The sequence below is a fragment of the Enterobacter cloacae complex sp. P40C2 genome (genome assembly GCF_014930695.1).
In the GTDB taxonomy this organism is placed as follows: Bacteria; Pseudomonadota; Gammaproteobacteria; order Enterobacterales; family Enterobacteriaceae; genus Enterobacter; species Enterobacter pasteurii.
Map to the genome: position 1 here is coordinate 612616 of NZ_JADBRP010000001.1, position 11784 is coordinate 624399.

10 protein-coding genes and 2 pseudogenes are annotated in these 11784 nt (G+C 54.6%); 3 read left to right on the plus strand and 9 right to left on the minus strand.

Annotated elements, in window-relative coordinates; all coding sequences use genetic code 11:
- Positions 1–181: 181 nt before the first annotated feature.
- A complete protein-coding gene (katE, locus tag IM304_RS02940) occupies positions 182–2431 on the plus strand; it encodes a catalase HPII (RefSeq protein ID WP_193356252.1) in 2250 nt (749 codons plus the stop codon).
- Positions 2432–2550: 119 nt separating this feature from the next.
- Here katE and chbG read toward each other — a convergent pair whose 3' ends face one another.
- The 7 genes and pseudogenes from chbG to osmE form a co-directional block, all read right to left on the minus strand.
- A complete protein-coding gene (chbG, locus tag IM304_RS02945) occupies positions 2551–3300 on the minus strand; it encodes a chitin disaccharide deacetylase (RefSeq protein ID WP_148419074.1) in 750 nt (249 codons plus the stop codon).
- Positions 3301–3311: 11 nt separating this feature from the next.
- Positions 3312–4661, minus strand: coding sequence for a 6-phospho-beta-glucosidase (locus IM304_RS02950; protein ID WP_148419076.1), 1350 nt, complete (start codon positions 4659–4661; stop codon positions 3312–3314).
- A 109-nt stretch (positions 4662–4770) separates the two neighbouring features.
- Positions 4771–5601: pseudogene (gene chbR, locus IM304_RS02955) on the minus strand (transcriptional regulator ChbR); the annotation flags it as partial.
- Positions 5602–5618: 17 nt separating this feature from the next.
- Entirely contained in the window at positions 5619–5966 is a 348-nt protein-coding gene (chbA, locus tag IM304_RS02960) for a PTS N,N'-diacetylchitobiose transporter subunit IIA (protein WP_148419080.1), read from the minus strand.
- 48 nt (positions 5967–6014) lie between these two features.
- A complete protein-coding gene (chbC, locus tag IM304_RS02965; protein ID WP_017384664.1) occupies positions 6015–7373 on the minus strand; it encodes a PTS N,N'-diacetylchitobiose transporter subunit IIC in 1359 nt (452 codons plus the stop codon).
- Between the two features lie 80 nt (positions 7374–7453).
- Positions 7454–7783, minus strand: a pseudogene (locus IM304_RS02970) (PTS sugar transporter subunit IIB); the annotation flags it as partial.
- A gap of 269 nt (positions 7784–8052) precedes the next feature.
- The gene (gene osmE, locus IM304_RS02975) at positions 8053–8397 is read right to left on the minus strand and encodes an osmotically-inducible lipoprotein OsmE (protein WP_148419084.1); all 345 of its coding nucleotides are present in this window, start codon (positions 8395–8397) and stop codon (positions 8053–8055) included.
- A 229-nt stretch (positions 8398–8626) separates the two neighbouring features.
- Between osmE and nadE the strand changes: the two genes are divergently transcribed.
- Positions 8627–9454: an ammonia-dependent NAD(+) synthetase gene (gene nadE / locus IM304_RS02980; RefSeq protein ID WP_148419086.1), complete on the plus strand. Its 828-nt coding sequence runs from the start codon at positions 8627–8629 to the stop codon at positions 9452–9454.
- 112 nt (positions 9455–9566) lie between these two features.
- Positions 9567–10445 (plus strand): excinuclease Cho, encoded by an 879-nt coding sequence (gene cho / locus IM304_RS02985; RefSeq protein WP_209007148.1) that lies wholly within the window; start codon positions 9567–9569, stop codon positions 10443–10445.
- On the opposite strand, the gene ves is transcribed toward cho, so the two are convergent.
- Both ves and spy read right to left on the minus strand, forming a co-directional pair.
- Positions 10423–10980: an environmental stress-induced protein Ves gene (ves, locus tag IM304_RS02990; RefSeq protein WP_193356254.1), complete on the minus strand. Its 558-nt coding sequence runs from the start codon at positions 10978–10980 to the stop codon at positions 10423–10425. The genes cho and ves overlap by 23 nt on opposite strands.
- A gap of 167 nt (positions 10981–11147) precedes the next feature.
- On the minus strand, positions 11148–11642 hold the full coding sequence (gene spy, locus IM304_RS02995; RefSeq protein ID WP_148419092.1) for an ATP-independent periplasmic protein-refolding chaperone Spy: 495 nt from the start codon (positions 11640–11642) through the stop codon (positions 11148–11150).
- Positions 11643–11784 lie beyond the last annotated feature (142 nt).

Consider the following 11784-nt stretch of genomic DNA (forward strand, 5'->3'; position numbering starts at 1 on the left):
AATTCTTAAAGCAGGAAATTTCTATCATAGCCGATCCTCACCCCGCCCGTCGCGCCCGGCGTGTGGCAGATGCCTCCTTTCGCTAATCAATCGCTCTGAAAACTCTTAGTTCGCCTGCTAATTCATAACATTGTTCTATCCTTAATAGGGTTTTTAGGAATGAACAAAGGAGAAGCGTGCAATGTCGAACAATGATAAACCACATCAGTCACCCATTCATGGCACCGAAGAATCTCAACCGGGAATGGATTCACTCGCCCCTGCTGACGGCTCTCATAAACCATCCCCGGGCCCTTCCGCACCGGGGGAACAGCCTACCGCACCGGGAAGCATGAAGTTCCCCGATGCGGAAAACGAGAAGTTAAAATCCCTCGATCCGCACCGCAAAGGTGGCGAAGGCTATGCGCTGACCACCAATCAGGGCGTGCGTATCGCCGATGACCAGAACTCCCTGCGTGCCGGAACGCGCGGCCCGACGCTGCTGGAAGATTTCATCCTGCGGGAAAAGATCACCCATTTCGACCATGAGCGTATTCCTGAGCGTATCGTTCACGCGCGTGGCTCCGCGGCGCACGGCTATTTCCAGCCGTATAAGAGCCTGAAAGAGATAACCAAAGCGGATTTCTTATCCGACCCGAATAAAATCACCCCGGTGTTCGTGCGCTTCTCCACCGTACAGGGCGGCGCTGGCTCCGCCGACACGGTGCGTGATATTCGCGGCTTCGCCACCAAATTCTATACCGAAGAGGGTATTTTCGACCTCGTCGGCAATAACACCCCGGTTTTCTTCATTCAGGATGCGCATAAGTTTCCTGACTTTGTCCATGCGGTAAAACCAGAGCCTCACTGGGCCATACCGCAGGGACAAAGCGCACATGACACCTTCTGGGACTATGTCTCGCTGCAGCCGGAAACCCTGCACAACGTGATGTGGGCGATGTCTGACCGCGGGATCCCGCGCAGCTACCGCACCATGGAAGGGTTTGGTATTCATACCTTCCGTCTGATCAATGCCGAAGGTAAGGCAACGTTTGTACGTTTCCACTGGAAGCCGGTCGCGGGGAAAGCGTCCCTGGTATGGGATGAAGCGCAGAAGCTCACCGGTCGCGATCCGGACTTCCACCGCCGCGAACTGTGGGAATCCATTGAAGCCGGAGATTTCCCGGAATATGAGCTGGGGTTACAGCTGATCCCGGAAGAGGACGAGTTCAAATTCGACTTCGACCTGCTCGATCCGACCAAGCTTATTCCCGAAGAGCTGGTGCCGGTTCAGCTGGTGGGCAAAATGGTGCTTAACCGCAACCCGGACAATTTCTTTTCCGAGAATGAGCAGGCGGCGTTCCACCCGGGCCACATCGTGCCGGGGCTGGATTTCACCAACGATCCGCTGCTTCAGGGCCGCCTCTTCTCCTACACCGATACGCAGATCAGCAGACTCGGCGGGCCAAACTTCCACGAAATTCCGATCAACCGTCCAACCTGCCCGTACCACAACTTCCAGCGTGACGGGATGCACCGCCAGGATATTGACACCAACCCGGCGAACTACGAACCGAACTCCATTAACGATAACTGGCCGCGTGAAACGCCGCCGGCACCGAAGCGCGGCGGGTTTGAGTCGTATCAGGAGCGCGTTGATGGAACGAAAATTCGTGAGCGCAGCCCGTCCTTCGGCGAATACTACGCCCATCCTCGCCTGTTCTGGAACAGCCAGACCCCGATTGAACAGCAGCATATTATCGGCGGCTTCAGCTTTGAGCTGAGCAAGGTGGTGCGCACGTACATTCGCGAGCGCGTGGTCGATCATCTGGCGCATATTGATATTCAGCTTGCCCAGGGCGTGGCGAACAACCTCGGAATTACGCTCACCGACGAGCAGTGCCATGCCGCACCGCCGAAAGACGTGAACGGGCTGAAAAAGGATCCGTCCCTGAGCCTGTATGCGGTACCCGGCGGGTCAATTAAGGGCCGCGTGGTGGCGATCCTGCTGAACGATAAAACCCGCGCCAGCGACGTGCTGGGGATCATGAAGGCGCTGAAAACCCAGGGAGTGCATGCCAAGCTGCTTTACTCACGCATGGGCGAAGTAACGGCCGATGACGGCTCTGTCCTGCCGATTGCCGCCACCTTTGCGGGCGCACCGTCGCTGACGGTTGATGCGGTGATTATGCCGTGCGGTGACGTAGAGAGCCTGCTCGGCAACGGTGATGCCGCCTATTATCTTCTGGAAGCCTATAAGCACCTGAAGCCGATAGCCCTGGCAGGCGATGCGCGGAAGTTTAAAACCCTGCTGAAGGTGCCGGACCAGGGGGAAGAAGGCATTGTTGAGGGGGATAACGTTGACGATGCGTTCATGACCCGGCTGTTTGATCTGCTCGCCGCGCACCGCGTGTGGTCGCGCAGCAGTAAAACCGACCAGATCCCGGCGTAAGCAAACCATACCCGGTTGTGCGGCCTGATGCCCGCCCCTCTCCCACGGGAGAGGGAATCAATAATTAAAACGGTAACCCAGGGGTTACCGTTTTGCTTTTATCGCGACACCGGCACGTTTTAAAGATCCCTGAACGTCCCCAGACGATACCCACGTTCGGCAATCGCGTGCTTCAGCGACGCCGATGTCAGGACATCCAGTTCGTCCAGGCGCGGCCAGCAGTAGGCGCTCTTACGCACGGTCTGGTCGATAAACGCCGGGTGCGCCATCACCTCAAGCGAGCGCTCCCCTTTTGCGGCAGAATCGTCCAGCACCCTGAGGAACAGCGCTTCGTCGATCGCGTCGCCGTAAAATGCGCTGCTGAACCCGTCCGTTGCCGTCACGGCGACCTCCGGCAATCCGCGCACGTCACGATCCACGCGCATCGCCACGCCTTTGCGCTGGGCAAACTCTGCCACGATCGGAAAAATCGCCGGGATCATATGCACATGATGGTGACTGTCAATATGCGTTGGCTCACGGCCAAACGCGTCGACAAAGCGATTAAACTGGCAGTCCAGCTCGCGGGCAATCTCATCGAGCGGCAGCGCGTTCTGCTCCGCCAGTTCCCAAATCCATTTACCCAGCTGCCCGTCGCGCGTCAGGCCCGGCATTGGCGACAGCGGTAACCCAAGCGTCAGCACAAAGTGCATACCCACGCCCAGCTCTGGTACCTCACGGCTCAGCTGAGCCGCGTGTTCCGCCGCCTCGCCGTTGATAAGCGCTGTTGTGGAGGTCACGACGCCCCGGCGACAGGCCTCAATAATGCCGTAGTTCTGCCCTTTCGACAGGCCAAAATCATCGGCATTTACGATCAGCAGATTTTCCATCGCGCCTCCTCTTAACGGTGTTTGAGCTTCTCAACCGTGGCGGCAAAGTTTGGCAGCCATTTTTCATGCGCCAGGATCATTTCGCTCGCGAGTTTTTCGGCATCACGGTCAGAATGCACCAGCGGGCTCAGGTTCAGCGCCAGCAGCACGTCATTCAGCTCGCCGCTCAGCGCCGCGTTGCTTGCGGCCACTTCAAAGCCCTTGATGGTATGAATGAGGCCCATCACCTTATCGTCGAAGTGGGTAATGCGCGGATGCGGTTTTGCCCCCTCGCGCCCAAGAATACAGGTCATCTCAACGGCCCAGTCTGCCGGAATATTGTCGATGTGCCCATGATGCGGAACGTTCACATAGTGCTCGGCCTGCTTGTCATTGTAAATGGCGTTGATCACCTCACACGCTGCATCGGAATAGTACGCCCCGCCGCGCTGCTCCAGCTCTTTCGGCTTCACGTTGAGGTTCGGATCTTTATACAAATCAAATAGCTGCTTCTCCACTTTCTGCACAACCTGCGCACGCGCGCCGCCTTTGTAGTACTCGCCCATTTCAATCGCCAGCATCTCTTTCTGCTTGAAGTAGTAGAGCAGATACGAGCACGGCAGCAGATTCAGGGAGCGGATCAGCCCTTCGCTGAACGGCAGGTCGAAGATGTTTTTCACCGAGGCCGCGGTCAGGCGACCGGAGGCGACGCCGTCGAGCAGCTCCGCAAAGCGCGACTGCCCGTTCACCATCACGTCCTTGATGAATACCATGTGGTTGAGGCCGAACAGGTCAATGGAGAGTTCATCGCTGTCGGTCAGTTCCAGCACATCACGAATGAACATTTTCATGCCGATCGGAATGTTGCAGACGCCGATAAAGCGTTTGAAGCCGGTGTGGCGATAGACCGCTTCGGTCACCATCCCGGCCGGGTTGGTGAAGTTGATGACCCAGGCGTTCGGGCAAATCTCTTCCACGTCTTTAATGATGTCAAAGATCACCGGAATGGTACGCAGGCCTTTAAACAGGCCGCCTGCGCCGTTAGTTTCCTGGCCCAGATAACCGTGGCTCAGCGGAATACGCTCGTCAAGCTCGCGCGCCTTCAGCTGACCAACGCGCAGCTGCGTGGTAACGAAGTCAGCATCCTTCAGCGCCAGGCGGCGATCCAGCGTTTTATGCACGGTTAACGGCACACCGGCTTTTTCAACCATGCGTTTGCACAGGTCGAAAATAATATTCAGCTTTTCCTGGCCTTCTTCAACATCCACCAGCCATAACTCGCTGACCGGTAATTCATGATAACGTTTCAGGAAACCTTCAAGTAATTCCGGGGTATAGCTGCTGCCGCCGCCGATGGTCACGACTTTTAATTTCTGTTGCATAATATCTCCCTTAGCGTATCAGGTTAACCGCCTGCAAGGTATAGCGTTCTCTTCCCGCTATTTGGGCAAGCAATTACGTCAATGTTCGTCGCGGATAATCCGCGGAAGGTTAATTTATTACCGTTAAATTTTTGCGGTAACTGTTCGGTGTGAATGAAGTAAACTTTTTAAAGGTTTTAATAAACAGGCTGGGGCTACTGTAACCGGATTCGTAAGCGATATCGGTGACAGAGTAGTTAGTAATTTCCAGCTGTTTTTTGGCAAAATTAATGCGGATTTCATTAATAATTTGCACCGGGGTTTTGCGGTAATAACGCTGCGTGGCGCGCGTTAAATATTCCTGAGATTTACCCGACAGCGCCACCATATTTTCAAGCGCGTTATCGCTGAACTGCCCTTTGTCGTGCATCAGCTCCACGGTACTGCGCAGCCACTGCGGAATATCATCAACCACCTGCTGTTCTTCACGGTGATGGCGAAGACGGTTCATCACGTAGAACGTCACGGTTTCAATAAATTCATCAAATTCACTGTCGCGGAAGTTCAGCGAGGCTATAACCGTTTCAATCCAGGTCATAAACTCGTTTTTGACGCGATACACCTGTGACGCCACGAAGCAGAACGGCACCAGCGGCAGATAGTGCTTTTCGAAGAAGCGCCGGCTCACCCCCACGTTCAGGATCCGCGTAGCACCAAATTCATAAAAGCTCTGGTGATAAGAGCCCATCGGCAGAAAGACGAAATCGCCGCGCTCAAGCAGGACGCGCTTACCGTTGATCTCCTGGTAGTATCGGCCGGTCAGAACAATCGTGAACTCGTAGTAGTCATGCTGGTGCAGACCACTGGCGCTCTCCGTTTTGTTGTAAATAACCACGTGAAAATTTTTGCCATTAAACAGCTGCTGCTCATGTGCGGTTTTGATTTCCATCGTGCTGACCTCCTGATGCCGGTTCGGACTTACTGCATCTTCTCGTGAAGCTCAATGAGCTCTGCCACCAGCTCGCGCGCCAGCATGGAGGTCATCAGGTGATCCTGCGCATGAACCAGCACCAGGCTCACCTTCATCTTCCCTTCGCCCTGATCGCCTTCAATGAGCTTCGTCTGCACCAGGTGCGCTTCGTTTAACGCGGTGCGGGACTGATCCATCATGGTTTTCGCGGCGACAAAATCGCCCTGCTTGGCCTGCTTGAGCGCGGCATACGCCAGGCTGCGCGCCTGCCCGGAGTTGATGATAAGGCCCATCACCACTTCTTCCAGATCGTTCTCTGCGGCCTCTTCGGCAACGATACTATCCAAATCTAACATCTTTTAGCTCCTTTTCGCTGGCGCGGGTTGCCCCGCGCCGTGCAATTTTTAGAATTTCAGTGCGAGGGCGATATCCTCTTCGCTCTCTTCTTCATCGATAACCGTTGCGGCTTTGTTCGCAATCGCAACGAACGGCATGTAGAGCAGGGTTGCAATCCCGAGGTTGAATATCGCCAGCAGGAAGGCGGCTACGCTACCGTTGGTGTTGAAGAACGCGCCCAGACCGGCCGGCATCGTCCACGGTGCAATGTTGGTCACCGGCGGGATAATGCCCAGGTAGTACGCCGTCAGCGTAATCGCAGCCAGCAGCGGTTGAACCAGGATAAATGGAATGAACATCACCGGGTTCATGATAATGGGCAGACCAAACAGGATTGGCTCGTTGATCTGGAAGATACCTGACGGCAGGGCCAGCTTCGCAACCTGACGATGGTCAGCGCGGCGAGAGACAATAAAGACCGCGATGATAAGACCCAGCGTCGCCCCGGTACCGCCCAGGAAGATATAGGAGTCAAGCATCGGCTTCGCCCACACATGGAAGGTTTTACCGGCTGCCAGCGCCGCGTCAACGGAGCCGTACTGCTGGTAAAGCGCAACGTTTTCCAGTGCCCACGGGGTCATAATGCCGCTGTCCAGCGCCGCCAGTGCCAGTGAACCATGCACGCCGAAGAACCACAGCAGGGAGGTAAAGATGACATACGCCCAACCGACCACGCTACCCATCGACGCCAGCGGCGTTGAAATAGAGTCCATGATGATCTGGTGGAAGTTAGTCCCCCAGTGAGAGAGCGCCCAGGCAATAATCCCCATGATGGAGAGAATAATGAAGCCCGGAATCAGCGCGGAAAATGAACGAGAAACGGAGGCCGGTACGCTATCCGGCAGGCGGATAACCCAGTTGCGGCGAATGATAAAGGTGAACATTTCGGCCACCACCAGCCCGATGATAATACCGGAAATGATATTTGCCCCGCCCAGCCAGTTAGCGCCAACCGCATAGGCATCGCCCACGCTGTACGGTGTGACGGTCATAAACGCGGCAATAGACAGTAAGCCCGCCGCCAGCGGATCCACCTTACGCTCTTCCGCCAGCGCCATTCCTATAAAGAAAGGCGCCATCAGCGACATAATACCCAACGTACCGTTGTATACGTTGCCGCCAATGGCTTTCAGGCCGTTAAGGGTTTCAATAGTGGATGCGTCTAACCTAATTCCTAATGAATAAAAAAAGGAACCTTCACCAAAGCTCAGAAAAACGTTGTTAATTAAAACGAACATTGCCCCTGCTAACGTCAACGGCATTAATTTAATAAAACCGTTTTTAATGGCGTTAACGTGAGGCTGCTTTCCTATTTTAACAGCAAAAGGAAGGAGTACCTTTTCAAGTGAAGCGATAACTTTACTCATAGGAAAATACCCTTAAATGCCGCAACGCGGGTTACGGCGTATTGTGTGTGAAATTACTCTTTGACGGGAAAAATAAAAAATTAATTAGCAGCTTTTTTAATCGCCGCAACAGCAGCTTTTAATACACCTAAACCATCAATTTTACCGTACAGGCCAGAATCGATCACTTCGACCGGCTTATTCGGCAGCAGACGCTGAATTTCTGGCAACATATAAGCAATTTGCGGACCCAGCAAAATAACGTCCGCCATCTGGCCCTTTTCACCCGCCAGCGTTTCCGGAAACGCTTCAATCACCACGGGGACTTCATATTTTTCAGCCTGCGCGCGCATCTTTGAAACCAGCAGTGAGGTTGACATGCCCGCAGAGCAGAACAGGTAGATATGTTTCTTTTCCATGATAACTTCCCTCTTGTTTGTCTGACCGCCGTCGCGCTATCACTCGACTCGCTCTCCTGGCTGACGGACAGTGTGCTGAACATTGTTTGTCGTTGAAGTGAGTATACGCAATGGTACAGGGAGGGGATAATTCTGGATAGGCTGAAATTGTCTCTCATTGACCTGGCTTGTTGACTACCTTCACATTTCAGGCAAATAATTCGCGGCAAGAATTAAGATTTACGCAGGTATAAAAAAACCGGCCTTCAGGCCGGTTTTTTAACGCTCTCAGGCAAGCGCGGTTACTGCGCCTTAGGTGCCTGTGGGTCGGTGTCGTATTCAGCACAGGTCTGGTAACCAGAATTGATCACGTGACCGGTATCGTCCAGGGCAACAAAGTACGTCTCTGCCTTACCATCACGTTGACCCAGAATATAGGTCTGACAGGTACCGCGCGCGTGGATCATGGTGACCTCAGATGAAGGTTTACCGGCAATAGCCGCAACCTGCGAACGCGTCATGCCTTTCTTGACGTCTTTAACCACTGGCTGTGTGAACTGATCCGCGGTGCGATCGTAAGCCGTACACCCTGCCAGCATAGTCAGTACCGCCGCTGCGCTTAAAATTCCTGCTACGTTCTTGTTCATATTCCGTCCTCTTGTTTATCAGCGTGTTAACTAAGCATGGGATAAAAATTACTATTGTTCAACTTTGCGAGTTACGCCAGACGAATTTCGGAAAATTCTAATAAAACAACGATAAGCTGCTAAATCGCTGTAAAACGATACACTCAAAACTGTGATCCTTGTCGTTTTCCCGACAAAGGGTTAGTTTTAACAGATCACTTTCTGTTTGGTTCTGCATAGGGAGGGCGTAATGGCTCTGCAACAAGAGATTATTCAGGCGCTGGGCGCGAAACCTGCGATTGATGCAAATGAAGAGATCCGTCGTAGCGTTGATTTTTTGAAAGCTTATCTGTCAGCACATCCCTTCCTGAAGACGCTGGTGCTGGGCATCAGCGGCGGGCAGGACTCCACGCTGGCCGGTAAGCTTAGCCAGATGGCCATCTCCGAGCTGCGCGAAGAGACCGGTGACGCTGCGCTGCAGTTTATCGCAGTACGCCTGCCGTACGGCGTTCAGGCCGACGAGCAGGACTGCCAGGATGCTATCGCCTTTATCCAGCCGGACCGGGTGCTCACCGTGAACATTAAGGGTTCGGTGCTGGCAAGCGAGCAGGCGCTGCGCGAAGCCGGTATTGAACTGAGCGATTTTGTCCGGGGCAATGAGAAAGCCCGCGAGCGCATGAAGGCGCAGTACAGTATCGCCGGGATGACCAAAGGGGTTGTCGTAGGAACCGACCATGCGGCGGAAGCCATTACCGGTTTCTTCACTAAATACGGCGATGGCGGCACGGACATCAACCCGCTCTTCCGCCTGAACAAGCGTCAGGGCAAGCAGCTGCTGGCTGCGCTGGGCTGCCCGGAGCATCTCTACAAGAAAGCGCCAACGGCCGATCTCGAAGACGATCGTCCTTCCCTGCCGGATGAAGCGGCGCTGGGCGTGACTTATGACAACATTGACGATTATCTGGAAGGCAAAACGCTCGACGACGCTACCGCTAAGATTATCGAAGGCTGGTATCTGAAAACCGAGCACAAGCGCCGTCCACCGATTACGGTGTTTGACGACTTCTGGAAAAAGTAAAAGCAGAACGGTAACTCAGTTTTGCAGGCCGGGTGAGGTACTGCCGCCCGGCTCTTTTTTAACCACCCAACTCCTGCTACACTGTATGCCTGAACAGTATATGGAGCAGTATGTGAGCAGGCGTCAATCCGCCCCGCGTCTTGAGTTTGAAGCGGCGGCTATCTATGAATATCCCGAGCATCTTCGCCCCTGGCTTGAGGCGCTGCCTAAACAGCCTGGCGTCTACTTCTTTCACGGCGACAGCGACACCATGCCGCTTTATATCGGCAAAAGCGTCAATATCCGCAGCCGGGTAATGTCGCACCTGCGAACGCCGGACGAAGCCTCAATGCTCAGGCAGTCGCGGCGCATCACCTGGATAGAGACGGCAGGCGAGCTGGGCGCGCTTCTGCTCGAAGCCAGGCTTATAAAGGAGCAGCAGCCGCTGTTTAATAAACGCCTGCGCCGCAACCGCCAGCTTTGTTCCCTGCAGGTCAACGCCGGAAAACCGCAGGTCGTCTACGCGCGTGAAGTCGATTTTTCGCATGAACCGAATCTCTACGGCCTGTTTGCCAACAAGCGTGCCGCGCTGCAAACCCTGCAAACGCTGGCAGATGAATTACAGCTTTGTTATGGCCTGTTGGGGCTGGAAGCCACCACCCGCGGGCGCGCCTGTTTCCGCTCCGCGCTGAAGCGCTGCGCGGGAGCGTGCTGCGGAAAGGAGAGCGTTGAAGAGCATCATGCCCGCTTTATGGCGGGCCTGGCCTCCATCAGCGTCAACTGCTGGCCGTGGGACGGCGCCGTGGCGTTGAAGGAAACCCGCGATGGCATGACGCACTATCACATTATCCGCAACTGGCTCTGGCTTGGCGCCGTCGAAAACCTGAATGACGCAGCCGCTCTGCTGCGCACCCCTGCGGGGTTCGATCAGGACGGCTACAAAATTCTGTGTAAGCCGCTGTTAACCGGAAAGTATGAGATCATCGTGCTTAATGACCCGGCAGCCAGGTGATTTCACTGAACAGCAGCGTGCCTTTCGATGCCAGTAAACGAAGGGTATGCGTGCCCTCTTCCCAGCTGGCTCCCTGATCGGCGGTCAGCAATTTATCTCCCAGCTGCCAGGCACCGCTTAACACGAACGCCACGCCGCCACGTGACGCGAAGGTGGTGAACGTACGATTAGCGACGCGCACCTTTGCCTGACAGCGGTCCCGCCGGGTCATGATGTTGAAGTCCATCGACATCTTCCCCTCCGTGAGCACGGCCTTCACCGCCAGATCCCCCGCAAAGCCGTAAGGCTGATGGTGCTTCAGGGTATGGCAAAACGCGCTGCCCGCATCCAGGGTCACTTCGCCGCCTTCCAGCAGCGTAATCACCCGGTCAACGCCCGGGAAAGCGGAGAATTCGCCGTTGCTGGCGATGGAGGCAATGCTGGCCCGCCAGAAAAACTCCCGCGTCGCGGGAGGGAAACAGCAAATCTCACGCGTCTCACCCGCGCCGTTACGCCAGAGGCTGACCGGCATTTTACGGATATCAAAGAATTCCATTACCACTCCTGAAGGACGCACCGTGCGCCAGGGCATTTTCACAGGGGTATTATCGGCAGCGGTAAGGTCAGACCTTAGGCATGGAGCAAAAGAAAAACCGCCGGTCCTGTCCACAGCGTTTTCGCTTTTGTAGACAGGAGCCCGGCGGTCTTAAGAGTGTGAGCCGATTATTCGGCTGGTGCTGGCATTTTACCTTCCGGCGCGGCACGTTCTGTCAGACGCTTCTCAAAATTGGCATTAAACTGTTTTTTCTGTTCCGGCGTCAGAATGTTGTAAATCTTGTTCTGGGTTTCCATATGGGCCAGCATGCGGGCCTTATGCTGCTCAGCCATCTTGTCGATCTGCGCTTCGGCTTTGGCTTTATCGAAGCTGTCGCTGGCAATGATGTCGTGCATCGCGCGGCGCTCTTCCAGCGGAGGACGCTTCATCTGGTCACGCTGGCTTTTTCTGATGTCGCGGATCTGCTGTTTCTGCGCGTCGGTCAGATTCAGATCTTTAAACATCATCATTTCATGGTGCATACCCGGCTTGCCTTTATGATGCATCATCATTTTGCCTTCTGCTGGCGCGGCGGCGGTGGTCGTGGTATCGGCGGCGAACGCGGTGCTGGTAGCGCCCAGAGCCAGGGTAGAGGCAACAAACAGTGCAGTTAATTTACGCATAATGTCTTTCCTTACTTTCAGTTATTCTTCGGCGCTATGCCGTGTTGACGAGATTAACTTTACGGGGTTTAGCGTCAATTAATCAGAGCAACGGTAAAACAATGAAAGTATAAAAAACACTTTTTCGCCAATTGTGGAGAAA

What these genes read in the sequence shown, in the direction of transcription:
- IM304_RS02950 (WP_148419076.1), bottom strand. Translation starts at nt 4,661, where the DNA reads ATGCAACAGAAATTAAAAGTCGTGACCATCGGCGGCGGCAGCAGCTAT.
- chbA (WP_148419080.1), bottom strand. Translation starts at nt 5,966, where the DNA reads ATGTTAGATTTGGATAGTATCGTTGCCGAAGAGGCCGCAGAGAACGAT.
- chbC (WP_017384664.1), bottom strand. Translation starts at nt 7,373, where the DNA reads ATGAGTAAAGTTATCGCTTCACTTGAAAAGGTACTCCTTCCTTTTGCT.
- osmE (WP_148419084.1), bottom strand. Translation starts at nt 8,397, where the DNA reads ATGAACAAGAACGTAGCAGGAATTTTAAGCGCAGCGGCGGTACTGACT.
- katE (WP_193356252.1), top strand. Translation starts at nt 182, where the DNA reads ATGTCGAACAATGATAAACCACATCAGTCACCCATTCATGGCACCGAA.
- spy (WP_148419092.1), bottom strand. Translation starts at nt 11,642, where the DNA reads ATGCGTAAATTAACTGCACTGTTTGTTGCCTCTACCCTGGCTCTGGGC.
- chbG (WP_148419074.1), bottom strand. Translation starts at nt 3,300, where the DNA reads ATGGAAAATCTGCTGATCGTAAATGCCGATGATTTTGGCCTGTCGAAA.
- ves (WP_193356254.1), bottom strand. Translation starts at nt 10,980, where the DNA reads ATGGAATTCTTTGATATCCGTAAAATGCCGGTCAGCCTCTGGCGTAAC.
- nadE (WP_148419086.1), top strand. Translation starts at nt 8,627, where the DNA reads ATGGCTCTGCAACAAGAGATTATTCAGGCGCTGGGCGCGAAACCTGCG.